Source organism: Paenibacillus sp. SER-28, from assembly GCF_052906305.1.
Genome location: NZ_JBRECM010000001.1, coordinates 390588 through 416745, shown reverse-complemented (window position 1 = coordinate 416745; position 26158 = coordinate 390588). Strand labels below are relative to the sequence as shown.

General features: G+C 45.0%; 26 protein-coding genes. 12 read left to right on the top strand and 14 right to left on the bottom strand.

Features of this window, described 5'->3' with window-relative positions:
• Positions 1 to 49: 49 nt before the first annotated feature.
• Both ACUYLD_RS01950 and ACUYLD_RS01945 read right to left on the bottom strand, forming a co-directional pair.
• Complete coding sequence (locus tag ACUYLD_RS01950) at positions 50 to 310, bottom strand: hypothetical protein (protein ID WP_446674317.1); 261 nt, start codon at positions 308 to 310, stop codon at positions 50 to 52.
• 86 nt (positions 311 to 396) lie between these two features.
• Entirely contained in the window at positions 397 to 819 is a 423-nt protein-coding gene (locus ACUYLD_RS01945) for a hypothetical protein (protein WP_446674316.1), read from the bottom strand.
• A 285-nt stretch (positions 820 to 1104) separates the two neighbouring features.
• Between ACUYLD_RS01945 and ACUYLD_RS01940 the strand changes: the two genes are divergently transcribed.
• Positions 1105 to 1680, top strand: a complete 576-nt coding sequence (locus ACUYLD_RS01940) for a class I SAM-dependent methyltransferase (protein WP_250262004.1) — start codon at positions 1105 to 1107, stop codon at positions 1678 to 1680.
• A gap of 15 nt (positions 1681 to 1695) precedes the next feature.
• The gene (locus ACUYLD_RS01935) at positions 1696 to 2301 is read left to right on the top strand and encodes a DedA family protein (RefSeq protein WP_322159543.1); all 606 of its coding nucleotides are present in this window, start codon (positions 1696 to 1698) and stop codon (positions 2299 to 2301) included.
• A gap of 524 nt (positions 2302 to 2825) precedes the next feature.
• Here ACUYLD_RS01935 and ACUYLD_RS01930 read toward each other — a convergent pair.
• Both ACUYLD_RS01930 and ACUYLD_RS01925 read right to left on the bottom strand, forming a co-directional pair.
• Positions 2826 to 3365 (bottom strand): hypothetical protein, encoded by a 540-nt coding sequence (locus ACUYLD_RS01930; protein WP_446674315.1) that lies wholly within the window; start codon positions 3363 to 3365, stop codon positions 2826 to 2828.
• Between the two features lie 30 nt (positions 3366 to 3395).
• On the bottom strand, positions 3396 to 3611 hold the full coding sequence (locus ACUYLD_RS01925) for an Arc family DNA-binding protein (protein WP_254351414.1): 216 nt from the start codon (positions 3609 to 3611) through the stop codon (positions 3396 to 3398).
• 84 nt (positions 3612 to 3695) lie between these two features.
• Here ACUYLD_RS01925 and ACUYLD_RS01920 point away from each other — a divergent pair, with 84 nt between their 5' ends.
• Positions 3696 to 3971 (top strand): hypothetical protein, encoded by a 276-nt coding sequence (locus ACUYLD_RS01920; RefSeq protein ID WP_254351415.1) that lies wholly within the window; start codon positions 3696 to 3698, stop codon positions 3969 to 3971.
• A gap of 395 nt (positions 3972 to 4366) precedes the next feature.
• Positions 4367 to 4456 carry a putative holin-like toxin gene (locus tag ACUYLD_RS01915; protein ID WP_367988533.1) on the top strand — a complete coding sequence of 30 codons (90 nt, stop codon included), beginning with the start codon at positions 4367 to 4369 and terminating at the stop codon, positions 4454 to 4456.
• A 209-nt stretch (positions 4457 to 4665) separates the two neighbouring features.
• On the opposite strand, the gene ACUYLD_RS01910 is transcribed toward ACUYLD_RS01915, so the two are convergent.
• From ACUYLD_RS01910 to recQ, 3 genes are all read right to left on the bottom strand, one after another.
• Positions 4666 to 5979 carry an alkaline phosphatase gene (locus tag ACUYLD_RS01910; protein WP_446674314.1) on the bottom strand — a complete coding sequence of 438 codons (1314 nt, stop codon included), beginning with the start codon at positions 5977 to 5979 and terminating at the stop codon, positions 4666 to 4668.
• A 185-nt stretch (positions 5980 to 6164) separates the two neighbouring features.
• Complete coding sequence (locus ACUYLD_RS01905; protein WP_254351416.1) at positions 6165 to 8033, bottom strand: B12-binding domain-containing radical SAM protein; 1869 nt, start codon at positions 8031 to 8033, stop codon at positions 6165 to 6167.
• A gap of 56 nt (positions 8034 to 8089) precedes the next feature.
• Positions 8090 to 9988 (bottom strand): DNA helicase RecQ, encoded by a 1899-nt coding sequence (gene recQ / locus ACUYLD_RS01900; RefSeq protein ID WP_165176242.1) that lies wholly within the window; start codon positions 9986 to 9988, stop codon positions 8090 to 8092.
• Positions 9989 to 10211: 223 nt separating this feature from the next.
• On the opposite strand from recQ, the gene ACUYLD_RS01895 reads away from it, so the two are divergent.
• Complete coding sequence (locus ACUYLD_RS01895; protein WP_061829078.1) at positions 10212 to 11225, top strand: RluA family pseudouridine synthase; 1014 nt, start codon at positions 10212 to 10214, stop codon at positions 11223 to 11225.
• Positions 11226 to 11310: 85 nt separating this feature from the next.
• Here the strand turns inward: ACUYLD_RS01895 and ACUYLD_RS01890 are convergent, their stop codons facing one another.
• The gene (locus ACUYLD_RS01890; RefSeq protein ID WP_165176244.1) at positions 11311 to 12159 is read right to left on the bottom strand and encodes a hypothetical protein; all 849 of its coding nucleotides are present in this window, start codon (positions 12157 to 12159) and stop codon (positions 11311 to 11313) included.
• A 693-nt stretch (positions 12160 to 12852) separates the two neighbouring features.
• Here ACUYLD_RS01890 and speD point away from each other — a divergent pair.
• Together speD and ACUYLD_RS01880 are read left to right on the top strand one after the other, a co-directional pair.
• Positions 12853 to 13659: an adenosylmethionine decarboxylase gene (speD, locus tag ACUYLD_RS01885; protein ID WP_446674313.1), complete on the top strand. Its 807-nt coding sequence runs from the start codon at positions 12853 to 12855 to the stop codon at positions 13657 to 13659.
• 272 nt (positions 13660 to 13931) lie between these two features.
• On the top strand, positions 13932 to 15350 hold the full coding sequence (locus ACUYLD_RS01880; protein WP_446674312.1) for a malic enzyme-like NAD(P)-binding protein: 1419 nt from the start codon (positions 13932 to 13934) through the stop codon (positions 15348 to 15350).
• A gap of 84 nt (positions 15351 to 15434) precedes the next feature.
• Here the strand turns inward: ACUYLD_RS01880 and ACUYLD_RS01875 are convergent, their stop codons facing one another.
• Both ACUYLD_RS01875 and ACUYLD_RS01870 read right to left on the bottom strand, forming a co-directional pair.
• Positions 15435 to 16115: a hypothetical protein gene (locus tag ACUYLD_RS01875; RefSeq protein ID WP_061829075.1), complete on the bottom strand. Its 681-nt coding sequence runs from the start codon at positions 16113 to 16115 to the stop codon at positions 15435 to 15437.
• Between the two features lie 137 nt (positions 16116 to 16252).
• Positions 16253 to 16984 carry an HAD family hydrolase gene (locus tag ACUYLD_RS01870; RefSeq protein WP_446674311.1) on the bottom strand — a complete coding sequence of 244 codons (732 nt, stop codon included), beginning with the start codon at positions 16982 to 16984 and terminating at the stop codon, positions 16253 to 16255.
• Positions 16985 to 17343: 359 nt separating this feature from the next.
• On the opposite strand from ACUYLD_RS01870, the gene ACUYLD_RS01865 reads away from it, so the two are divergent.
• From ACUYLD_RS01865 to ACUYLD_RS01855, 3 genes are all read left to right on the top strand, one after another.
• Complete coding sequence (locus ACUYLD_RS01865; protein ID WP_069291429.1) at positions 17344 to 18198, top strand: hypothetical protein; 855 nt, start codon at positions 17344 to 17346, stop codon at positions 18196 to 18198.
• 112 nt (positions 18199 to 18310) lie between these two features.
• Positions 18311 to 19066: a threonine/serine exporter family protein gene (locus ACUYLD_RS01860; protein WP_103047616.1), complete on the top strand. Its 756-nt coding sequence runs from the start codon at positions 18311 to 18313 to the stop codon at positions 19064 to 19066.
• 20 nt (positions 19067 to 19086) lie between these two features.
• Complete coding sequence (locus tag ACUYLD_RS01855) at positions 19087 to 19521, top strand: threonine/serine exporter family protein (RefSeq protein WP_103047615.1); 435 nt, start codon at positions 19087 to 19089, stop codon at positions 19519 to 19521.
• A 121-nt stretch (positions 19522 to 19642) separates the two neighbouring features.
• Here the strand turns inward: ACUYLD_RS01855 and ACUYLD_RS01850 are convergent, their stop codons facing one another.
• Positions 19643 to 20155 carry a GNAT family N-acetyltransferase gene (locus tag ACUYLD_RS01850; RefSeq protein ID WP_061829070.1) on the bottom strand — a complete coding sequence of 171 codons (513 nt, stop codon included), beginning with the start codon at positions 20153 to 20155 and terminating at the stop codon, positions 19643 to 19645.
• Positions 20156 to 20358: 203 nt separating this feature from the next.
• Here ACUYLD_RS01850 and ACUYLD_RS01845 point away from each other — a divergent pair, with 203 nt between their 5' ends.
• Both ACUYLD_RS01845 and ACUYLD_RS01840 read left to right on the top strand, forming a co-directional pair.
• Positions 20359 to 21087, top strand: coding sequence for an MBL fold metallo-hydrolase (locus ACUYLD_RS01845; protein ID WP_336077384.1), 729 nt, complete (start codon positions 20359 to 20361; stop codon positions 21085 to 21087).
• Between the two features lie 72 nt (positions 21088 to 21159).
• Entirely contained in the window at positions 21160 to 22248 is a 1089-nt protein-coding gene (locus tag ACUYLD_RS01840; protein ID WP_446674310.1) for a M24 family metallopeptidase, read from the top strand.
• A 67-nt stretch (positions 22249 to 22315) separates the two neighbouring features.
• Here the strand turns inward: ACUYLD_RS01840 and ACUYLD_RS01835 are convergent, their stop codons facing one another.
• The 3 genes from ACUYLD_RS01835 to ACUYLD_RS01825 form a co-directional block, all read right to left on the bottom strand.
• A complete protein-coding gene (locus ACUYLD_RS01835; protein ID WP_446674309.1) occupies positions 22316 to 23014 on the bottom strand; it encodes a queuosine precursor transporter in 699 nt (232 codons plus the stop codon).
• A 248-nt stretch (positions 23015 to 23262) separates the two neighbouring features.
• Entirely contained in the window at positions 23263 to 24660 is a 1398-nt protein-coding gene (locus ACUYLD_RS01830; RefSeq protein ID WP_061829066.1) for an L-cystine transporter, read from the bottom strand.
• A 219-nt stretch (positions 24661 to 24879) separates the two neighbouring features.
• On the bottom strand, positions 24880 to 26115 hold the full coding sequence (locus ACUYLD_RS01825; RefSeq protein WP_446674308.1) for a PTS transporter subunit EIIC: 1236 nt from the start codon (positions 26113 to 26115) through the stop codon (positions 24880 to 24882).
• Positions 26116 to 26158: the final 43 nt, after the last annotated feature.

Below are 26158 nucleotides of genomic sequence, written 5' to 3'. Positions count from 1 at the left end.
ATTTCCCCTTTATAAAAGTATGAGTTTTACACGTGTGGGCTAACCGGTTCTAAGCTATGGCATTCGATTCATCTGTATTTCCCCACGCGTCTTTTAATGCAGAAAGCAGATCTGTTTCCTGATCTTTGTCCGAAGCTGTTGACCCGGATATAAGACTGGAACTCAGAACGCTCTGCAAATCACTCAGCAAGGATCTTTTTTCATCAACTGTAAGCTCTTTTTCAGATGTAGTGCTGTTATCCTCTTGATTGGAAGTCTCTTGGATATTCCATGCGAATGGAGGCATAATTCCACCCATTGCCTGCATCATAGGAGGCAGACCACTGCTATCCATTTCAGGATGGGACGGGTCACCTTCAGGCGGCGGTGCAGGACGATTATTTTGGATCGTTTCTGCTATCTTATCGAATAGATCAGATACTTCCTCATCTGTTGCCGTCGAAATATCACATCAGCTAATAACTCTCTAACCGAAGCCAACGGATTCTTCGTGCTATTGGTGAGTTCATCTGTATCAGAGGAAGCACTTGCAGACATCAGGTAACTTTGCAGATCAGACAACAGCGTTTTCTGTTCGTCTGTAGTTAGTGCAATGGTATCCTGGTCATCGTACTTGTAATCATTACAGTAGTTTTCCGTAGGAAGCGGAGCCTGCATTCCTCCCGTGTATTCCATGAATTCCTTGCTCAATTCGAGTGAATCGTTAGATTTCTTGTGTGTGGTATGACCCGCGGTATTTAGTCCATTCTCATTTGACTTCACCATATTCGATTGATCATAGGAAGTCGTGATGAGATGCCTGTTAATGGATAGTGACAAAGTAGATCCCCTCTCAGTGTACATAATGTTTTAAGCTGCCCACCTACCTTTCATCGGTAACAAAACTGAATGCAACCTGAGGGTATGCTGAATGATAACTGAATAAATACAAACTCATATACCGTAACCCTTTTATTATTCCCTAGACCATAGTCAAGGAAAATCCCCTCCGCAAGACGGGGGGATCAACCCTACTTGAGACAGGAGTAAGTAAAGGGATAATTTGTTACTCTTAGCAAAGAATAAATGAACGTATTTTAAAAATTGAAAGTAGGGAAATGATGTATGATCCGTATTAGCCATTTGGTTCACGAGAGACTTATGTTCCTAGTCAAATTTTTGTACTCGCCTGCATACGTGGGTAGTGTAACACCAAGTTCCAGATTTTTAGCTAAAAATATGATAGAATCCATTCCATGGAGTGAAGTTCATGCTGTTGCCGAGCTTGGTGCTGGAACAGGGGCAATTACCCAATACATCCCGTCTGCTGCTGAATTTCACCCCAAGGTTTTACTCTTTGAGAAAGACCAAACCATGCAGCAGAGTTTAAAAAGAAGATTCCCAAATTATCTGTGCTATTCCGACTCGCGTGAACTTCAGCTTGCTATGAAAAATGCCCAAATAGAACAGCTTGACTGCATAATCAGCGGGCTGCCTTTTTTCAATTTTCCACAAGCGATGCGGAATCAAATTGTAGAACAAATTCATCTATCGCTCAGGGATGGAGGAATGTTTGTGGCCTTTCAATACTCTAAACAGATGAAGCAGCAGTTAGGTGAATGGTTTGATATTGAAGAAATCAAGTTTGTGCCAATGAATGTTCCACCCGCATTCGTGTATGTATGCCGAAAGAAAACCTAAGAAAGGAGTACGGGTATGGACGTGGAATATTTAATTTCCATCATCGAACAATACGGCTATGCCGCATTATTCTTTTCTCTATGGCTGGGGATTGTGGGTCTACCCATCCCGGATGAAGTCATCGTGATGACTGGCGGGGCTGTAACAGGCATGGGCATACTTCACCCGTTACCCGCTTTTTTAATTGTATATCTTGGGGTTGTATCAGGCTTGTCCTTAGGTTATGTATTGGGGAGAACCGTGGGCACACCGATTCTAGAACGTTTGCGTCGGAAGAAAAAAATGGACAGGTACATTACGTTTTCGGAAAAATTGATACATAAGTATGGAAATTTCACTATTTGCATCAGTTATTTGCTGCCGATCGTCCGTCACATTATCCCTTATATTGTCGGAATCAATAAAATGAGTTTCAAACGCTATGCCCTCTTCTCTTATTCAACAGGTTTGATCTGGACGCTGATCTTCTTTCTACTCGGACGTATCTTTGGCGATCATGTACAAGCAGTAGGAGAACTAATCCATCGTTATGGCTTGCAGATGGCATTGCTTCTCATCATGCTGACAATTATATTTTTTATAATGAAATTTGTGTGGGGGAAGAAAACAACAGAGGAGTAAAGGTTAAGTATATTCGGCATGTTCATTACCTACATGAAAAAGAAATAGACCGCCCTCACTAAAGTAAACGGTCTACTCTCGACCACCTGATGGCCGACTGCTCTTTATGCAGTTGTTGTATGCTGGGGCCATGTCAGAGCACGGCTCCTTAATTATTCTTACCTCATTATAATCGATTTTATGTAATTGCGTGTTTTTATTGCTTGGATAATTAAATAAGTGAATTTAAAAGTTACCTGTCGTGCCACTACGCAGACGGATGGTGCTTCCCATCGCCACTGCCCCCGGATTTCTGAAATAAAGTCTTCATCGGTAGAAATCCGGGGAGGTGATGCTTCCGAAGTGAGCTTTCCTACGGAAAGCTTTTAAAGCGGTCGCTTCGCTTGTAAAGCACCATTCCGTCTACAACGTTTTGCATGTACATTTTTTCAGTTCAGCTTATATAGACTTTATTCCTCACATGACAGAGCTATAGGATCAGCTCATAATGGTCGCTTGCCTAACTGCAGTTTGTAAAGATCTCATTATTCTCTTCTTTTCTTAACTCGGTTACTAGCCTCAAAATTATACTCATCCAAATCTTTTGCGTCTTTAAAATAAGCCTTGAAGCTCTCGACTACGGCTTGATCCTTACTGAGAAATAAAGTTAAGGTTGAATCCCAGCAAATAATTTCTATATTCGCTTTGGGATGTTGCATTGTGGAGTCCAGTTGCCACCAGCCTTCATAGGCATTTGAATAAAACTGCATAGCTAATGCACCAACATCTACAGCCTCAGATTTTTCAAATCCCATAAGTATTCCCCAAATAAATTGAATCTCATATCTATGTACAAGACGTGTCAGTTGTTCCCCAGTCATCCATAACTTCGTGTTTCCATACCCGTTTTCTTCAAAAGCCAGATTCTGCTTGACATACTCCAAAAGATCGTCCGGTATCCAATTCAGTTCTAACCCAGTAAGTAGCCAATTATATTCCGATTGGATATTATTTATGGATTCGAAAACCAGCTTTAGATCCGTATAAAAGGGAATTTGGCGTGAATTAATTAATATAGCGTTCATGCATATTCCCCCCCCACACATCTTTTATTCTTATCCCCAAAAACTAATTAACCCTAAGTTATTCTTGTGTAATAGAGTCACCTTTCTTATCTTTTGCTTCTTTTCTTCAAACTCATCAATATGCTGTTCAAGTACATATTCAATCTGTTTAGCAATTGATCGTTTGTTCTTATCAGCTATATATTTGATCTTCTCAAAGTTTTCTGGTTTTAATCGCAAAGTAAATGCTTTTTTATTCGTTGTCATTGTCTAAAACTCCTCACAATAGTGATGTCACCTTAAAATAAGATTATGATCTCACTTTGATGTCACCATAATGGAGGAAGATAAATGAAAGCTATACAAGAAGCCCTTAATCAATTCGTTTCTATTCGTATGGAACATGTAGCTGGGTCGATGCTGGCTAATTCTCCAGAATACAAAGACTTAATGAAAGACTGTATTCAACTCTTTTCTATTTTACATGATTGCTTGCCAAAGGAATACATACAAACTCTTTACGATTATGATACCAATACTACTCTACTCCAAGGCATGGTTGAATCTATTATGTATGAACAAGGCTTGAAAGATGGCGTTTGTTTAAACCAAATTTTATCTGATTAATATTTTCTCTTCAAAAAGAAATTTCTAACCTTGTTAGAAGAAATTTAGCCCAAATAATATTCTCGACCAAAACCGCGCACTCTACTTGCGTGAAATTGTCAATTCGGCTAAATAAGTTGAACTCGAAAAATGAACCACAAAAACGGAGTAGGCGGAATGGTGCTGTACAAGCGAAGCGGTCGCTTTTGTCCCCGGATTTACACCTTAAACAAAGACTAATTCAAGAAATCCGGGGGCGGTGGCGATGGGAAGCACCATCCGACTGCGCAGTGGCACGACAGGTAACTTTTTAGTTCAGGTTTGTCCTTTTTAGCAATACTATCCATATGATATACTATAAACTAACAACAGAATGGCTTAGATGGGCGGTCGGCTAGTCTCCTGCAAAGGAGGTGATGCCTGTGGAGGTTAAAGATACATTGATGTTGATGATTCAATTTGCGACATTGGTGATCTTGATTCTTTCCTTCAACAAAAAGAAATAGACCGCCCTCTGGAAAAGGTTAGCGGTCTATTTTACTAATCCAACCCTACAGCCACCGCCCTTATAAGCGGCTGTTGTAAAAGAGTGAGGATGTTGGCAGCATCCTTACTCTTTTTCAGTATATACTTATTAGCTTTAGTTTATCACAGGAAAAACCATATTGCCAATATGGCAAATCTTTTTAAGGGGCTGCTTTCCTTTCACACCATGTTACTTCTTTAATTGAAGCAACTTTACTAACTTGTCATGAATGGCAGTATTCGGATAATTCCCGCTAAACTGAGAAGACCCAGGTCCCATCGCGGTTAACGCCACATCAACAGATGTATGTCCACCCGTGGTCCAGTCGATATAAAACTTCTCATCGGAGCCTTTTACAGTAAAAGGACCATCCTCTTTGGAAATGCCTTCACCGGATTCATCCTCCGCATCTTCGCCTTCAATCGCCAAACCGCCCGTTTCATGATCTGCCGTCACCAACACTAATGTATCTGGATACGCTTTGGCATACTCTTTAGCCACTTTAACGGCCTTATCAAGTTGTTGCCCAGCCTTAATCGTTAACTCCCCTTCATTGTCATGCGCCATCTCATCCGTTCCTTCTTCTTCTACCATCAGGAAAAAACCTTTTTGGTTTTTGGAAAGAACATCAATTGCTTTAGCCGTCATATCCGGTAGAGAAACCGTTGGGTTGTAAGAGTTACCCAGCTTGTTGTGAGCTTGAAACATCTCTTCATTGGCGAACAGTCCTAGCAACTTAGAACCTTTGGCTGCTTTCATTCCTGCCTGATCCGTCACATAGCTATAACCCAGCTTCTTCGCTTGTTCTACCAAATTCCCTTGAGTTCCCTTACTAGCTTCCTCAGGATCTTCTGCCGGAGCATCTGGATGTTTGCCTACTGTTCCGGCAGGGTACCAAAAATCCTCACCACCGCCCAGAATAACATCCAGCTTGCTTTTCTCCAGATACTGCTTGGCAATCTCGCTTTGAGCGGAGCGTTTTTCGACATGCGCACCAAAGGCGGCCCCGGTTGCGTCTGTCACTTGGCTTGTCGTCACGACACCTGTAGACATGCCTGCTTTTTTGGCCAGCTCCATAATCGTTGTCACTGGTTTTTTATTCAAATCCATTCCGATTGCGCCGTTATACGTTTTCACACCTGTTGCAATGGCAGTTGCAGCCGCGGCAGAATCCGTAACCAGGTTATCCCCTGAACTTGTACTAACCAGGCCGGTTACAGGCATGTTATCCATTTCAAGTAATCCCGATTTCCCTACCGTCGCCAAGCGAATCGCGTTGCGACTTGCTTCTCCCATACCATCGCCGATAAAAAGAATGACATTCTTAGGAGCATCGACTTTCGCTGACGAAGTTTTCAGTCCTTTGGATACCTGTGCGGTAGTAGACTTGGTATTAGATGAGGCTGCAAAAGCGTTAGGGATATTAGCAGATAACAATGGCGCACTCAAAACGGTAATGGCACCTAAAGCAAGGATACTCTTTTTCATCGAACGCTTTTTCACAAGGTCACACTCCAATAAATTTGATATTCATATATGATAAAGTAATCATATATTTGTTTTGTAAAGCATCGTAAAGCAATAGATTATGCGAATGTAAAATTTGGAATGAGCGCCTATTTATTTATAAAACAAAAAAAGACACCGACTCTTGGTATATCAAAGTCGATGCCCTCTGGCGTTTATATTTAAATGGCGGCGATATTTTTGCCGATCGGCATGGTGTAGTAGAGCGGTTTTTGCTGTCCATTTTGCTGATAGACTACAAGCAGCAGGGTGTGGCCTTCGGCTGTGAATGGGCTTCCTCCGCTCAGGATATGATCCAGACTGAACGGTAGTACATCCAGCACAGCGTGCTTTTGCAGTTCCTTTTCACTCAGCTTCAAGGAAGCAAAGGCTGGAATAATCTCGCGGTATGGCTGCGGCTGTTGACTGCCTACATCCGTCCCACCTGTACTCTCCTTGCTCGCATCTGCCACAAAATCTGCAACCACAGGTGACAACAGCGCATCCGGATGCTGGAGAACCATTTTCATATAGCTGGACCAATCATTCTTCTCCAAGGTATGCTCCCACCAAATTTTACGCGGCTTATATTTATGGTTAAGGAAATAATCAAGCTTCATCAGTCCAAGCACCATATCCATTCGCTTTGTTCCACGCGATTCTAGAAAGGACTGGAGACGCGTGAACAAGTCTTCGAGCTGATGCCCGATTTTTTGCCAGCCCTGTCCTTCCCAGTAGTCTCCGAATTCCTGAAAGAAATCAAAGGCGGACGAGAATTCACGCTCAATCAGATAGTTAACTGTATGATCCATACGATGAGAGTTCCAGTATTTTTCCAATACATCTTCCAAGCGCTTGAGCCGGACGATATCGGCAAAGGAAAGGACGTCATTGCTCAGCATTTCATACGGCGCAACATCCATATACGTATAGTTATACTTGTCTGCGTCGATACGCAGTCCGGTGCCACGCAGCATTTTGAGGAAGCCAAGTTGAAGCTCTTCCGGGCCGAGCGCAAAAACGTCATTAAACGTTTTACGGAATGTGTTGTAGTCCTCCAACGGCAATCCAGCGATCAAATCCAAATGCTGGTCGATTTTACCACTTTGTTTGACCTTGGTAACAGTACGGGAAAGTTTGGTAAAGTTCTGGCGACGCTTAACCAACTCATTGGTAGGATCATTCGTTGATTGGACGCCGATTTCAAAACGAAACACGCCAGGTGGCGCGTTTTCCGCCAAATAATCCAACACCTCGGGACGCATAATATCTGCCGTAATCTCAAACTGGAAGACACAACCACGGTGATTTTCAATCAAAAATTTGAACATTTCCAGCGCATAATCGCGTTTAATGTTAAACGTCCGATCCACGAACTTAATTAGGTTGGCTCCATTGTCGATCAGATACAGAATATCCGACTTTGTACGCTCGATATCGTAATAGCGCACCCCAACTTCGATGCTCGACAGACAAAACTGGCAACTGAACGGACAGCCTCGGCTCGTTTCAAAATAAACAACCCGTTTCCCAAGTTCCGGTATATCCTCTGCAAAACGATAGGGCGACGGTAGCTCGTTCAAGTCCGCTTTCGGGCGACCGGGCATCTGAATAACCTCTTCTCCCTTACGGTAAGCCAGTCCATACACAAAATGGAACTTGCCATCCCCTTCCAGCTCCTGCAGCAGTTGATGGAAGGTTTCCTCTCCTTCACCAACCACGATAAAATCCACATTCGCCAAGCGCTTCATCCAGTGATCCGTATCGTAGGATACCTCTGGACCACCCAGAACAATTTTGACCTCGGGCATAATCTTTTTCAACACATCAATGACTTTGATCGTCTCTTCAATGTTCCAAATATAACAAGAAAAGCCGATGACATCTGCCCCGCGTTGAAACAAATCGGATACGATGTTCATCACCGGGTCCTTAATCGTGTACTCCGCCAACTCGATATCAAAGTCCTTTTCACTGTAGGCTTTGAGGCATCGAATGGCCAGCGAGGTATGAATATATTTTGCATTTAACGTTGATAAAATGACTTTCATAGGTCACAACCTTCTATAGTTTGCATGAACTGTTATATCCCCTTACCTTAGTATAGCTATTCAAAATCCTCGTACACATCGTCTGCATAAATCTCGTCCTCGCTTACCGTTCCCCCGATACTCCCCTGATTTTGGAAAAAATCAAGAAACGGCTTGCCGTACTTGCGGAACTTCACTTCGCCGACACCCTTGATCCGCAACATGTCTGCCTCGGATTGCGGGCTCGCTACGCTCATCTCACGCAGCGTTGCATCATTGAAAATGATATAAGACGGTACATGCTCCTGAGCGGCCAGATCGCGGCGGATCAGGCGCAATTGCTCGAACACGGTTTCGTTGACTGCAGCCGGGTATGCATCGCGTCCCTGTCGTCCGCGTGAACCTGCTCCACCTGCAAAAGCCGTGGCATGTCGCACCACACGCTGCATGACTTCTCGCTGGCCTTTCAGCACCTCAGCCGCAAGCTGCTGCAAGCGTACGACCGGATATTGTCCCTCGGACAACATTAGATAGCCTTCCGAAACAAGAACATTGATAATTTCGGCAATTTCTTTTTCCGTTCGGTTGCCCATCACACCATAGGTTGGCAGGCTGTCAAAACCATATTGCAGCACTTTTTTGTTACGCGATCCTTTCAACACCGAAGCGACCATCGAGACCCCATAACGTTCCCGCATGCGATGAATACACGAAAAAATCTTCTGCGCATCTATGGTCATATCAACCAATTCCCGCTCATCTGTACATGAACTGCATATGCCGCAAGCTTCATGCTCCTCCGCTTCTCCAAAATACTCAAGCTGTGCCGTACGTAGGCAACGAGTCGTGTAGCAATAATCAACCATCTGTTGGAGCTTGCGATAGTCGTTGCGCTTGCGGTCTTCATCCTGTGGATTTTGCTCAATCAGGAACTTCTGCGTCACAATATCTTGCGGTCCGAACAGTAAAATACATTGACTCGGGTCGCCATCACGTCCTGCGCGCCCCGCCTCTTGTACGTAAGCCTCCATATTTTTAGGCATGTTGTAGTGAATGACATAGCGTACGTTCGATTTATCTATCCCCATGCCAAAGGCATTGGTTGCTACAATGACCCGGATATCGTCGTACAGAAACCCTTCCTGGCTATCTGCACGTTCCTGATCTGTCATCCCGGCATGATAGCGTCCAGCCGCCATGCCTGCGTCACGTAGCCGTTGGTACAAATCGTCCACGTCCTTACGTGTCGCCGCATAAATAATGCCCGATTCACCCTCATGCTCACGGGTATAATTCAGTAAAAAGCTGCGTTTGTCTTCCCCACGCAGCACACTGAACGCCAAATTGGGCCGTCCAAGGCCTGTAACGAACGTCTCCGGTGAGCGCAGACGAAGCAGGCGCACGATGTCATCCATGACCTGCGGTGTCGCCGTTGCCGTAAACGCCGCCACGATTGGGCGTTCATACAGCCCGTCCACGAATGGAGCCACAGCCAGGTAGCTGGTACGGAAATCATGGCCCCACTGGGATACGCAGTGAGCCTCATCTACCGCAACGCAGGAAATCGGCAACTGAGCCATTTCATCGCGAAACCAGTCCAGTTCCAGTCGTTCCGGTGCGACATATAGTAACTTCAAGTCACCATTCCGTGCGGCTCGTATGCGATCATTCACTTCTCGACCACTCAACGTACTATTGATGTAGGCAGCAGCAATCCCCATGGTGGTCAGCGCATCCACCTGGTCCTTCATCAGCGAGATGAGCGGTGACACGACAATGGTCAGCCCCTCATGCAACAACGCGGGGATCTGGTAGCATATCGATTTTCCGCCCCCTGTCGGCATGATGCCCAACGTATCGTTGCCCTCCAGCATACTGGCCACAATTTTCTTTTGTCCCTCCCGGAAATCGGGATAGCCATAAAATTTTTGCAGCAAGTCCTGCGCCCGTTCCAATGTTGGTGCTTGTACACTCATAGTTTCAAAACTCCTCATATTTCTAGCGTCCTTGACGCATATCGGCTTTTCTTTCGTTACCTTTAGTTTACCGGGGTTCAGGGTAATGTTCAACCGCTAGAAGACTGCCAATCTGGTTTAGTCCCTTATGGCGTTCGCTGTTTTCTCATGATATAGTGAACACGGTGCCGCAAATTTGTCCATAATTATGAAGAGACACGGTTCCAAGAAGGAGAAAGAACCCATGAACAATCGGAAACCCCAACGGAAAAATCATACAAAATCTACGTCAAACGCAAGCCATTCCAAACGCAGTCATAAACCTGCCGGAAGATCTGGCTCCCATAGACCGGAAGCTCAACGGAGAACGAATGCTTTTGATAAAGCCCCTGCCAAAACATACATCGTCCAGGAGCCTGCCGAGCTGTTAAGCTTTTTAGTAGAGCATGTGACTGGCATGGGTCGTAACTCCATTAAATCAGCACTGGCTCGTGGGCAGGTGTCCGTCAACGGCATTCCGCGTACCGTGCACAATTTCCCACTGGAGCAAGGTCAGACTGTCGCGCTTTCCAAAGAAAAAGTAACTCCCGTCGTACCACTGACTGGGCTACGTATCTTGCATGAGGATGAAGCCATTATCGTTATCCATAAGGATGCCGGGTTGCTGTCCGTGGCTTCAGCGCAGGAGCAGGAAGTAACAGCCTATCGACAGCTTACGGCCCATGTGAGGCGCGAACATCCGTATAATCGTATTTTTGTACTGCATCGTTTGGATCGTGATACATCAGGAGTGATGATGTTTGCAAAAAGCGAAGCCATACAGCAGGAAATGCAAAAAGCGTGGAAGGAAGTTGTGTATGAACGAACATACATTGCTCTTGTAGAAGGGCAGGTTAAAAAAGCTGAGGGTACAATCACCTCATGGCTGAAAGAAAGCAAGACGCTAAAAATGTATTCCAGTCCTTATCCGAATGACGGACAGCACGCAGTCACTCATTACAAGCTGCTTCAAGCCAATCGTCATTTTTCTTTGCTGGAAGTACGTTTGGAAACCGGACGCAAAAATCAAATCCGCGTACATATGGAGGATATCGGTCATCCAATTGTTGGAGATAAAAAATACGGTTCCAAATCCAAGTCGATTGGGCGTCTTGGCCTACATGCGAGGGTATTGTCATTTATTCATCCCGTCACCGGAGTATTGCTGCGTTTTGAATCCGACATTCCTAAAACTTTTTTGAATCCGTTTCGGGAGTAGAATTGAGCAAAGCATACGGAGATTAGATGGAAAAGTAGAAGAGGAAATGAGGGGGCTGTAGAAAACAGCACCCTTTTTTGATTGATTAAGCGGTATACCTCCGAACACCATCAGCCATTTTCATCAACTCATCCCATATATATATGGGCGTATTACACACTGGACAATCTAGCCAACCGATTAAATAGGGTAATTGAGCAAGAAGCTTGTTCTCTTCAATTTTTTGGGCATATTCGTGTAACCACTGTATATTAGCACCTTTATGGTCCAATGAACGGGGGCGGATTGGGTGGGGAACCAGATTGTCTGAATTTACAGGGTCCTTATCATAGACAACCAGGGTGTCATTCTGTTCATCAGGCCAAATATAGAGCGGGGTACCGCAATGCGGACAATCCAGCGTATATTCGTCACCTGTATCGAAGCTTTGTAGCATATAAGCTATGCAGCGATATCCCTGAAAAGCGGCACCCGCAGCCAGAACATAGCGTTTACCTACATCTCCTTCGTGTTCTTTCGCATAGAGCACCATTTCTTCAGTCAATTCTGCAAGTCGGACAATGGCACACCGATATTGCGCATAAATATATTCAGCCACACTAGAATCCACTTTCACCTGATCCCTTGTAAATTCCAATGGAACTTTGGTATGTAAGGGATTGTTATTCTTCGCTTCGAATATTCCGCAAATGTTATAAATATCTGCACGAATCCCTATATCAGAACTTTTTAACGCAATGTCTACAAGGTAAGGAACAGCCGCAAATGTACAAGTATACAATGTATTTTGGTGATACAGTTCCTCCCAATACAAGGTGTCAGCCATTTCGCCGTCATATCCGGCTTGGAGCTGTTTCAACATTTCTGGGACGTATTGAGAGGAACCGTAGGGGCCTTGGAGTAGAGTCCAGGCCGGATCGGACAAAGCCAGCATCTTGATACTCCTTCCACCGTTTTTTACAGTAGAGGATTTTGCAAAAATCCAATAAGCAAATTCCAATGAACAACATATAGATCGAAATGGTTTAGTTCGTCTATAACTTGCACTTCGGAGCGACTGGAATCGAATTTTGTAAAATCCTTATAGTAATATGCGATCGGTTTATAAAATGAATTTTGCTATCAAAATTCATTTTAACTTCATAATTCTCAGCTTCTTACGTTTATTTCATTATACGCATATTATTAGCTGAAGTTGCTTTTCTCGATTTTCGCAATATACAAAATCACTATTTTTTTGGGTCTATAATCATATTCGGTTAAGCTTTCGGCATTGTGAAGGTGAAACACATTAAATTAATGAATTAATGCAATAACTAACCCGGTTCTTATGTCTTACTACGACTCCTCTGTCCATTCAGTTCCTTCTTCGTATACATAGTTCATATTATAAGTCCTGTTACTTAAAAATTACTGAGTAAGAAATAAAGTATATATACATTAAAATTTCCATACATGTAAAAACAAAGCCACTCCCCTACCTGTTTTTAATTATGCCAAACGGGTAAGACATACTTGTTCAAGCCTTTAATCTAACAGTTACAGAACTGATTTTATGAATCGGTATATGAAAAGGCGTGTTGGGAATATTATGTATGAATACTGCGACTATAAGGGGAAATAGCCTATGACCATAACACCGGAACAGCGGATTACCCTGCACGGATTTAACAACCTGACCAAATCATTGAGCTTCAACATGTACGATATTTGTTACACCAAAACCAAAGAAGAACGCAAGGCGTATATTGAATATATTGATGAACAATACAACTCAGATCGACTGACAGCTATTTTAAAAAATGTATCTGACATTATCGGCGCCCACGTGCTCAACGTAGCCCAGCAGGATTATGTACCTCAAGGAGCCAGCGTGACCGTACTTATATCAGAAGGACCCATTGTGGAGGTACCGACTGAATCTTATGCCGAGTCACCCGGCCCCCTACCTGAATCTGTCGTGATACAGCTGGATAAAAGCCACATTACGGTTCACACCTACCCGGAATATCATCCAGACGAGGGGATCAGTACGTTTCGAGCAGATATTGATGTCTCTACCTGTGGGGAAATCTCCCCGCTCAAGGCACTCCACTATTTGACTCATTCTTTCGACACCGACATTATGACGATTGATTATCGGGTGCGCGGCTTCACACGTGATACGAATGGACATAAGCTTTTCATCGACCATGATATCGCCTCCATTCAAAACTATATTCCGGACGAAGTGCGCAGTCAGTATGACATGATCGACGTGAATGTGTATCAGGAAAATATTTTCCATACCAAATGTAAGCTAAAACAATTCGATCTGGACAATTACCTGTTCGGCTACACCAAGGAAAGCCTGAGTGAAAAAGAGCAACAAAATATATCAACACGTCTCAAAATCGAAATGGACGAAATTTACTACGGTAAAAATATGACATAACAGATCGAATGCGTAAAAATAAAATAGATCATTTCATTGAAAAAAGGAGGATCGCTTGGACTGGAATATAGCCGGGCTTTCGTCCTTTTTTAAATACAAAATAATAGATATTACTCAACTTAATCTGTACAAGCGAGAGATTGTTCACTATGATAGGGGAAGAAACCACTAATTTAAAATAACAGCATGGATTTTACATCCGTTTCTTATTGTAAGCGCAATCAATTGATCCTACGTATGATTTTGTTATGGAAAACAAAGGAGGAATTTGTATGCAAGGCGGTATTGGCGGTAAAAACATCATTTTACGATTGGAAATTTCCACCGGGCACGTCCAATTTGGTCAATTGATTACGCTGGTAAACGAACATGGCGGAGATGTGATTGCCATTGACGTCATTAGCACCTCTGAGAAGGTCACTGTGAGGGATATTACAGTTACCATTGCCGATCCAGCAGAAATCGACCGTATGATTGCCCGAATTAAAAAAACACAAGGTGTTAAGGTATTATCCATCTCTGATCGTACCTTCCTATTACACCTCGGGGGCAAAATTGAAATGCAGCCCAAAGTCCCAATTCAAAACCGCGATGACTTATCCCGAGTATATACCCCCGATGTGGCACGCGTATGCATGGCGATTCACGAGGAACCCGACAAAGCTTTCCGTTTGACGATCAAGCGCAACACGGTCGCTGTCGTCTCTGACGGAAGCGCTGTCCTCGGGTTAGGTAACATCGGTCCCTATGCAGCCATGCCGGTTATGGAAGGCAAAGCCATGCTGTTCAAGCAGCTCGGCTCCGTCGATGCCTTTCCAATCTGTCTGGATACGCAGGACACCGAAGAGATCATTAAGGCCATTAAGCAAATGGCCCCAGCTTTTGGCGGTATTAATCTGGAGGATATTTCATCGCCACGATGCTTTGAGATTGAACAGCGGTTACGTAAAGAGCTGGACATACCTGTTTTTCATGACGATCAGCACGGCACAGCTGTCGTTTTATACGCAGGGCTGATCAATGCGCTCAAAGTTGTCGGCAAAGCCCTGTCTGACGTCAAAATTGTCGTCTGTGGTATCGGGGCTGCGGGTGTGGCTTGCACCAAAATTTTGCTATCTGCAGGGGCTGTCAACATCATTGGCGTAGACCGCCATGGGGCTCTTACAGCTGATGAAACATACGAGCATCCGATGTGGAACTGGTATGCACAGCATACCAACCCTGATCGGCTGTCGGGCACGCTGTCTGAGGTTCTGAAGGACGCTGACGTGTTTATCGGTCTGTCGGCAGGTGGAATACTGCAACGAGAAGACGTGAAACGTATGAAAGAAGCCCCGGTGCTGTTCACTATGGCTAACCCGGTTCCTGAAATTGCGCCAGAGGACGTCGAGGACATTGCAGGTGTCATCGCCACCGGACGTTCGGACTATCCCAACCAAATTAACAATGTACTTTGTTTCCCTGGCATCTTTCGAGCAGCGCTCGACTGCCGTGCCCGTGAAATCAACGAAGAGATGAAGCTGGCGGCCGCAGAGGCCATCGCAGGCACGATCCGTCCTGAAGAACTAAACAAGTTGTATATTATCCCAGGTGTATTTAACGAGAGTGCGGTTCAACGGGTTCGTGAAAAGGTGATTCAAGCCGCCATTGCGAGCGGTACAGCCAGAAGAGTGCCTCGGGATTTCAGATAAAAGAAAAGGATTGCTCCCCTAATGCGGGTGCAATCCTTTTTGCTATCGAAAGATCAAGCTGCATATCCGTTATCTTTACAGCGGTTATGACCTCCATTTAGAGAACAATTGGCTGGCACGCTGAGCAAACTCCTCCAAATTAAAGTTGGAGTTATCCAGCTTGTAGTACCATTTTTTAATCGTATCCAAAATCCATGAGGGAACCTTAACCTCCGAGATACCGGAATAAAACGTATGATATGCCCACACCAAATGCTCCCAGCGCTTGTCATCGCCTTCCTTCACGTATTCCGACACGTCCAATACCTTGGCACGCCCGTCTTGCATAAGTACATTCTTGAGGTGAATATCACGGGGATTCAGCCCCTTGGACCGGACAAATTCCCTCGCCTTTTCCACATCCAGAATGACCTGCTCTGGCACAGGAATTCCTTGCAGCAAACAATCCAGCAGCGTAATACCGGATTCATAACTTATGACAATATACTTGTCGCCTTTTCCGTAATAATGAGGAAAAAAGTCAGACCCTCGCAAACGCTCATATACGTCGGCCTCCGCATCTTTTTTCTCGATCGCCATGTCTGAGTACACCTTGAACGCGTAGCCTGGCAACGTATCGATCGTAAATACGGCCGCATCAGTCCCGATGCCAATACAGCGGACGTCTTGAGTGGCTGTTTTAATGGTAACCGGATCATTATCCTCCGTACTGTATACGGTCACTTGACTTATGATGTCTTCTGCCTGCCTCCATTGTTCTACCATGCGCGATCCCCTCCTTCTCTGTTCTAAACCTTTACCAATGAAGTTAGTTCTATAACAGATAAATAGTATTACGGGTTATCTTTTGGAATGGCTTCAAAATAGGTTGATTCTTTTAAAAAATACGGTATGTACCGTGTCTAACGAGCGTCCGGCAGCAGCAACCTTCTTAACTCTGCATAGCTTGCTGCTGTTTTATAGTCCCCCAGCACATCAGTTTCCGGGGGAGCATTCCTGTGATTGAACCAGATCACCTGCCAATTTGCAGCTATAGCTCCCGCCACGTCATTACGCCAGGAATCCCCAATGTAGCAGCAATGCTCTGCTAACGTTCCTGTCCGCTCATTCACTACTTCGAAGATGCGCGGATCAGGCTTGGCATAGCCAACGGTCCCAGATACAAAGATATGCTCTGCCGCAACATGATTTTCCAACGCCATCGCCTTGATCTTGCTCATCTGGTGTTCTTCAAGACCGTTTGTAATTAATCCAACTAAAAAGCCAGCTGAGCTCAAATCATTTATTAACGAGGTAGCCCCCTCAAAAGGCTCAATTCGGTACTGACGATCCAAGTATTCTTGCTGAACATGTACTGCCTGCTCACGGGTGATTTCTACCCCGAATTCTTGTAAAGCCAGAATGAAACGGCCTTCCCTCATCTCATCCAGTTCATCCGGCCCTGCCTTCCCCTCCAATAGTCCTCCTTTAGCCGATAGTGCGTCGCTGTAATAGCGAATACGATGGTAGGCTTTCTCATAAGGAAAACGCTCATTCAATCCTAATACTGTACGCAATGCATCGCGTGTAGGGTGCAAATGATCGTACATCGTATCATCTACATCAAAAAATACAGCCTTCTTTTGCAAGTTCATATGCCCACTTCTTTCTGTTAAATCTTCGGATGACGCTCCTTTTCACCTTGTCCTGATATTATACCCGTTGGCCTGTTACGTTGCACCTTGTCCTTCACACCGCGCATCCTGCAATCACACTTCACGGTTGCTAACATACACTGAAAAGACCGCATTTTCGCAAACCCACTTTACTTCTCTACCGAGCTAACATAGGTATCTTGTCCTGCTTTGCTCGAAAGCGTTTTATTTGACAACACACGGGTAAAAGGTCACATTTTTGAAAATATTCGTCATACAGGTTTACATTTCGTGTAAAATCACGTACCTTTTAGGGATGAACGCTTTAATGGATGTATTGGATAAGGGAGGCATACACGATGGATTCCGGTTCTAACCTAGCCTATGGATCAGCTACACCTTTGATTGAGGCACTTATAGAATTTGAAAAGGAGCTCGAAGCGAACCGGCATTCTCTGAGTTTTGATTTGGGATTGATTATGGAGCAGGGCCGCGCGCCACGATATATGGCTACACCACCAGATGTTATTCCTTTTGCCCACGCAGGAGTGGACGGAATACATTATGGCTTTTTAACGGATTTTGGTCTTGAAAAGGACCTTTCACAGGCCCCTATCGTATGCGTATCTCCCGTCGATTGGACGGGTGTATGGGTGGTTGCCCGTCATTTGCAGGATTTTTTAAACGTTGTTTATACAGAGAACAGTTCATTAAAACGATACTACGCCAGCGGAGACGACTATTCTGGACATGCAGGTCAGCGACTGCCTCAGCTTGTAGATGAACGCACCGCGTTTGTACGCGAATGCTTTCGGGAACGATTTGGTATCGAACCGATTCAGGATATGGCTGCCTATATCGACAGCTTGCGAGCAGAACGGAAGCACAATGAAGCAGCTCCTACGCTGAATGGCTTGGGCATTCAGGTATCTTCTTCCGCGAAACATAGCTCTTCTATGGAAAGTACCCTCTTGACCGTAACGGAGCCTTTCCTTTGGGAACAACAAGGCGAAGCTGTACGTGAATTGTTCTATAACGGTTCGCGTGAAGCCAGACTGGCCTTTATTCGGGATGCCCAGACACGGCATCTGTTCACCCATTCTGCCCTTCGTGCTTTTGTAGCTGGACAGCTTAAGTTGATGGGCCTATCTGAGGCCGCAACATATCTGGAAGAGTCCTACTATACCGTTATTCCCGATATGATAGAATCTTGACGAAAACTTCGATTCCCCCTAACATAACCGCCTCTGAAAAGGCGGCTTTTTGTGCTACAATAAATGAAAATAATAGGGTCGAACGGCCCGGTACGAATGAAAGAGAGCGAGTATGAATAATCATTCCTATCCTACTCCTGAAATCATTGAAGTTTGTCTGTTGGCGGGCAAACTGATGATGCAAAATGGAGCCGAAACCTATCGTGTTGAAGATACGATGTCCCGCATTGCTTCAGCCTATGGCATATCCCAGTCCCATAGCTATGTAACACCAACTGGGATTTTTTTTGCCATTAATGATTCGGAGCCTGCCAAGCTCATCCGCATCGTAGAGCGGACCACCGATTTGCACAAGGTGACAGAGGTCAATTCCATTTCACGTAAAATCAGCACAGGTGATTTGTCTCCCCGCGCTGCCGTCAAGGAGCTTGCGGAGATTGAGCGTGGCCCCCTCCGCTATTCCAACCGTGTACAGCTGATGGCTGCTTCGTTGGCCAGCGGTTGCTTTATGATCATGTTTGGTGGTGTCTGGCGAGACTTCCCCGCAGCTGTGTTATGCGGCGGTATCGGATTTGCAGCCGTACAGTATTTTCACAGGCTCGTTAAGGTCAAGTTTTTCTCAGAGTTTTCTGCATCTTTTCTAATCGGCTTGCTGGCGGCTCTGTTAACGATAGTAGGCTGGGGACAGATGATGGATAAAATTATAATTGGCTCCGTCATGCCACTGGTTCCAGGCTTGTTAATTACAAATGCCATTCGTGATTTAATGTCCGGGCACCTTGTTTCGGGTCTTTCCAAGGGAGCTGATGCTTGCCTGACATCTTTCGGCATTGGAGCTGGCGTTGCGGTTATCATTTCTTATATGTGATTCGGAGGAGATTCAAGTCTATGCTTGCACAATTATTCACAAGCTTTATTGCCACCGCTGGTTTCGGCATACTTTTCCACGCCCCCCGGCGCTCGCTGCTGCAATGTGGTTTTGTTGGTATGCTAGGTTGGCTGGTCTATTATTCAACCACGGACAGCATGGGACCTGTGAGCGCCAGCCTTTTAGCAACAATCCTTATCGGCATCGTCAGTCAAGGCTTTGCGCGGCTATACAAAATGCCTGTGATTATTTTCAGCGTAGCAGGCATGATTCCGCTCGTTCCAGGGGGAATGGCCTATAATGCCATGCGCCAGTTCGTACAACAACATTATCCTCAGGCACTAGAGCTGGCCATGAGCACGCTGATGATCGCAGGAGCTATTGCTGTCGGTTTGGTGCTGTCTGAGGTGCTTAATCAAATTTTTCACAACATACGTTTTAGACCTCAGCGTTAAAAGCGATGAAAATAGCAAAATAAAAGAGGCTGCTCCCAAAATCATCCGCAGTGTATGAGACGATTTTGGAAACAGCCTTTTTCTGTACACATTACAAAAAATATTTAACTGTCATAAGCTATTATTCATCCACTCGCTTGCCCAATATCGCCAAATCTCGCTCTATGCTGTCCAGCACAGCTACACGCGGATAGTACCCCCATTGCTCAAAACCAAACTTCCGCAGCAGCCCAATACTTGGCTCATTATGACCAAAAACAAATCCCAACAACGTTGTAATCCCCAGTCTCGGACATTCATTTAGCAAATGCTGTACCAGTCGACTTCCTGTTCCGGTTCCACGAGAATCCTCATGGACGTAAATACTAATTTCTGCTGTACCGTTATAAGCTGGACGCCCATAAAAGGACTGAAGGCTGGCCCAACCGGCAATGGTCCCCTTTTGCTTTAAAACCCACAAAGGGCGGTGGTTCTCCTGATGAGCCTCAAACCATGGAATGCGGCTCTCCACTGTCACCGGTTCCAGATCTGCGGTGACCATTCGTCCTGCAATCGTAGAATTATAAATATCCACAATATCGGGAAGATCCTCTCTGCACGCAAATTCAATGGAAAAAGATTGGTCCTGATTCATTATTCGTATCCGCCTCCTATGGTGTGATTTATTTATTGTACAAGACAAGCGCCCGATCAGCCATATCGAGTTGTTTTGCGGATTAGTCCCAAAGGGTTTTATAATAGAGCTTGAAGATAAGGAAAAATAAAAACGGGGAAAGCGATTTAACACGATGAGACGGGAGGTATGTTTCGGAGTCAAGGATTCTGAAGCAGCTTAATATGAATATTGGAACTCAACTCTTGATTTTGGAAATACCTATGGAATCTTTTTTTGGAAAAACGACTATTTATCCTGTACTGCTCAAGGACGAGGATGGACTTACACTGATTGACACGGGAATGCTCGGCCAATTTGAGCCATTACGCAAGGCTATCTCAGATGTGGGTGAGGATATCAGCCGCGTGAAAAGAATTATTTTAACACATCAGGATATTGACCATATCGGAAATGTTCATGCACTGCTGGATCTGCTGCCGAATACTGCCCTGTTAGCCCATAAGGATGACGTTCCTTACATGACAGGAGAGCGACCGTTTGTGAAGCTGACGTCGGAACGGATTAAACAAATGGATACTGTGCTCAAGCAGCAAGCAGAGGATATGATTCGCCGCCTGCCAGATTTGCGCTTTGCTCATATTCTTGAGGACGGTGAGCATCTGCCTTATGGTGGGGGCATACAGATTATACATACACCTGGCCATACACCCGGGCATATCAGCTTGTATGTGCCCGCACAAAAGCTACTGTTGGCAGCAGATGAACTGCTGGTAGTCGAAGGTGAACTGGTCGGTCCTGCTGAGTCGGCTACGCCGGATATGCCATTGGCTCTGAAGAGCCTCGAAAAGCTGACGGTATTGGATGTTGAAAAGGTAATCTGCTACCATGGCGGCTACTATGATCAGAACGTACAAGCACGTCTGCAAACATTAAGTCAGGCAAGAGAATAAGCCATTCAAAGCTATAAATAAAGATGTAATAAGAGCTATAATGAATACATGGACAGAAAGGAATGAGACTCTATGAATGATAAAATCACAAGATTATATGATGAATTGAAATCACAATCTTGGGATGGCCTGCTTGTGACCGATCCCAAACATATTTACTACCTGACGGGCTTTGCTAGTGATCCGCATGAGCGTTTTCTTGGTCTCGTGCTGCTTCGAGACCAAGAACCAGAACTGATCGTACCCGCTCTGGATGCAGAAGCCGCCCAAGCTGCTTCTTCTGTGACTCGTATATCCACCCACACCGATACGGACAATCCATATGATCTGTTGCGTCAACGTACAGGCACCGGAGTGAAAACATTCGCGCTGGAAAAGGAGCACGTCTCCGTCCTCCGTTATGAACAGTTACATACTGCTATTGGCGCGGCTCAATATGTGGATCTGGGTCCTGTGCTTCAAGAAATGCGTGTGAGAAAAACTCCTGAGGAAGTACAACGTCTGAAACATGCAGCTCGTTTGGTGGAAGATGCTCTTCGCCACGGCCTCACCCATGTGCGCGAAGGAGTGACGGAAGTCGAGCTGGTGGCCGAAATCGAATATCAGATGAAAAAAATCGGCGCAGATGGCCCGTCCTTTGACACAACAGTGCTGTCTGGACCCAAAACAGCCTTGCCTCATGGTGTTCCGGGCACCCGCAAGCTACAGCCTGGCGATCTGCTCATGTTTGATATGGGCGTATATTCCGATGGTTATGCTTCGGATATTACGCGTACTTTTGCTTTTGGAAAGCTGTCGGCTGAGCTGGAAACGATTTATAATACGGTTCTTCGCTCGAACAAAGCGGGAATTGCCGCCATTCACCCGGGAGTTTCCTGCGCATCCGTAGATCAGGCAGCACGGGCTGTTGTTGAAGCCGCTGGATACGGCCCTGCCTTTAACCATCGAGTTGGACACGGCCTTGGTATGAGTGTTCACGAATATCCATCTGTACACGGAGGCAATAGCGATCTGCTTCATGAAGGCTTCGTGTTCACCATCGAACCCGGCATCTATGTGCCAGGCCTCGGCGGTGTGCGGATTGAAGATGACGTTTTGGTCACCTCTAATGGTGTTGAAGTGCTTACCTCTTTTCCAAAAGAACTGACAGTGCTCGGATAAACCCATCGCTATTCATTATATTGGTATGTAAAAAAGGATGAAAAAAAGGAGGGGCAACCCCAAGCCATCATGGCTTGAGGGTTTGCTCCTCCTCTTCTATAAAGCGGAAATTGCGTGCGATGTACAAAATGGGTGTACCCGCCGCGGTCAGTACAAATTTTAAGATGTAGGTGGTGAATAATATCTCGAGCCATATCCCCCACGCATAACCGTAAAAGGCAATAGTACAGAAAATGAGCGTATCTATAAACGAGCTGATCATCGTGCTGCCATTGCCGCGAATCCAGAGCTGATGACGTTCCGGGAAGAACTTGCGAATCCAGGCGTACAGACGCACGTCCAGCAATTGACTGACCGCATAGGCTGTCAAGCTGGCAAGCGCAAGTCTTGGCAACAATCCAAACAGCTGTTGCATCGGTGTCTGGGCAAAATCCGTTGCAGTAGGCTGAAACTGCAGCACCATTTGCATCGTTACCGTCGTCATAATCAGAGTGAAAAAGCCGAACCATACAGCTTTACGCGCTTCTTTAGGCCCATATTTTTCATTCAGTAAGTCGCTGGCCATATACATAGAAACATACATCGTATTTCCCAATGTCGTGGTAATGCCGACCAGATCAATCGTTTTGGTTACCTGAATGTTGGCCAGTACAGTAGCAACACCAATCCAGGCGTACAGCCCTTTTTTACCGAACAACCGAAAACATAACAAAAAGAACATAAAATTGACGAGGACAAAAGCTGCCCCCCATAACAGATTAAACATGAAATCCTCCTAGTTTTGATAGCGCGGGATGGTTGCGAACCGCGGTTCATCCGAAGCAAGCCGGAAAAACATTATTTTAATGTATCATAGATTAGGATTTGTGAACAGCCATAATTTACACTGCCCTAAACTCAATACAAAGAGCCGACCTTATGGCCGGCTCTTTGTACAGCGTACATACAGTACGTGTGTTATATAGGCTACAGATGTGATATGAGACTGATCGTACACCCTTCATTTATCATTACTTAAGAGTGTGCCGTTGCATCCAAATCCATACCATGATTATTGAATACGTCTTGATCGTTCTCCTTGAGCACCTTGCCTGAAATGAGACCTGCAGTAATAGAATCATTGACATTTAACGCTGTGCGTCCCATATCAATCAACGGTTCGACTGAGATGAGCAATCCTGCCAATGCCACTGGAAGATTCATGGTAGAAAGCACGATCAGGGAAGCGAAAGTGGCACCACCGCCTACACCCGCCACGCCGAACGAGCTGACCGTAACGACCAGAATCAGCGTGAGGATAAAATCCCAGCTCGTTGGATCAATACCCACGGTTGGAGCAATCATAACCGCCAGCATTGCCGGATAAATACCAGCACAGCCGTTTTGCCCAATAGTCGCTCCCAAGGTCGCAGACAGATTCGCGATGCCGTCGGATACACCAAGCTTTTTCGTTTGTGTTTCAACATTTAATGGAATGGTCGCCGCACTGGAACGAGAAGTAAAAGCAAAAACCAGTGTAGGCAATACCTTTTTCACATACGTCACCGGATTGTAGCCGAACAAGGCCAGCAAAATAAGATGAATGATAAACATGACCAACAGAGCCACATAAGAAGCGAGCACAAACTTGATTAGCTTCAAAATTTCATCTGGATTGGTCGTAGCTACTACTTTAGTGATCAGTGCTAAAATACCGTAAGGAGTCAATCTCAGCACCAGCGTTACAATTCGCATCACTACAGCGTACACTGCATCAATCACTTTACGGAAGGTTTGCGCCTGTTCCGGTTTTTTACGATCCAATCCGAGCACAGCCACCCCGATAAAGGCCGAGAAAATAACCACCGCCAGCGTCGACGTACGACGTGCTCCCGTCATATCCTCAAAAGGATTTGAAGGAATAAATTCCAGCACCTGCTGTGGAATGGTCATGTCCTGAACTGTTCCAAGGCGCTCTTCCATCTTCAAGCCCTGTGCTTGTTCCTTTTCCCCACCTTGAATCTCAATTGCCTTTAGGTCAAACGACAGGCTGGTTACAATACTAACTGAAGCAGCAATTGCCGTTGTAATCAGTAGTACTGCAATAATGGACACGCTGATTTTGCCAAGGTTCTGTCTTCCCTTCAAATTCATAATAGCCGAAATAATCGACACCATGATAAGCGGAATAACGACCATTTGCAGCAAACGGACATAACCGTTACCTGCGAGGTTGAACCAATCAACCGATTTTGTAATGACCTCTGAGCCTGCACCATAAGCATATTGTAGAATAGCCCCGTAGATCAGTCCGAAGCCAAGTCCGGCAAATACCCTTTTTGTAAAGGAGATGTGCTTTTTCTGCATCCAGACCAATACGCCTAGCAGCAAAAGCAGCACGATTACATTTAAAATAATAAAGAAGGTATCCATGTATTATTTCCTCCAAACTTATACTTAATATGTTTTATAAGGTGATCCTTCAATCCGAAGAATACTATATCACAAAACCAACTATTTTTGTAGGTTTTCTAACAATAAAATAGTTAAGCAGCTTCAAATTTGGATTTTATCGAAAACGCCAAACAGCAAGCCTTCATCTTTCGAGGGCTTGCTGTTTTTTTGTCCTGAACAGAACGACATGCATTCAACTTAGCTGCCGGGGCTCTTTTCCACAACCGAGTTCGGAGAAGCATTCATGCCAGATGTAGATACTCCTTGCGAATGCTCGTCTTTTTCATCCACAAAGCCCACAAAATACGTAATTACGCCAGCTGTAACAAACGAAATCAGCATACCCACAATACCGTACACAAGCGTGGGTTCAGAAAATAAAGGTAAGCTGAGCAGCCCAGCAGAGACACCAATACTAGTAAGCTCCGTTTCAAACAGACACATACAAGCCCCACCAACGGCTCCACCGATCATAACTGCTATTAACGGTTTTTTGAAACGGATATTGACACCATACATGGCCGGTTCAATGATTCCTAGCATGGCCAACAAACCTGTGGACGCAGCCAGCGTTTTGACTTTGGCATTTTTGGATTTAACACATACGCCAAATGTTGCGCCAGCCTGAGCGAAAGCCGCTGCAACGACCACGGGAAAAAGGTGATCATAACCCAATGTTGTCAGCGAGCTGATCATAATCGGTAGCATTATATATTGCATACCTGCAATAATAAGCAAAGACATCATGCCTCCGAGCAACAACCCTGTAAATACTTCTGCATTGTCAAACAACCAGCCTAGTCCATCGGATACATGTTGGCCGAGATAACTCCACAGTGGCCCGAAAGCGAACACCATTAAAGGTATAGTGATCATCAGTGTCAAAGTCGGGACAACCATTAATTTAAGTGAATAAGGGATATACCTGTCTAACCATTTTTCGATATACGATGCTATCCAGACAACAACAAGTATGAGTACTATAGATGAAGCAGCTTGTGGGTCTATAACTGGCAGACCGGCAAAACGTACCTCCTCACCAGACTGGAGTAAACTTGTTAATTGGGGATGGAATACGGATGCTGCGATGGCTGCTGCAACAAACACATTGCTGCGCAGCCTTCTTGCCGCACTTGCCGCAACGAAAATAGGTAAAAAATAAAATATCCCATCGCTGATAGCCGTTAAAATAGTATATACCTGCGGATCAAACAACAATAAACCGAAGGATATTAAAACTAATATAATTACCTTAACCATTCCCGCACCAATCATTGCCGGCAAGATCGGAGTAAATACGCCTGATACATAATCTAATAGTCGACTTATCGGATTTCTCCCTGTGGCAGCTCTATAACTGCCGGAAGTCAGCTCCTGTGTATCTTCTCCTCTGACCTGCGAAATCACTTCTTTGGAAAGTAAATCCCGATTCATAACAACCTTTTCCCCTTTTATATGTATATTGAAGACCACTTTC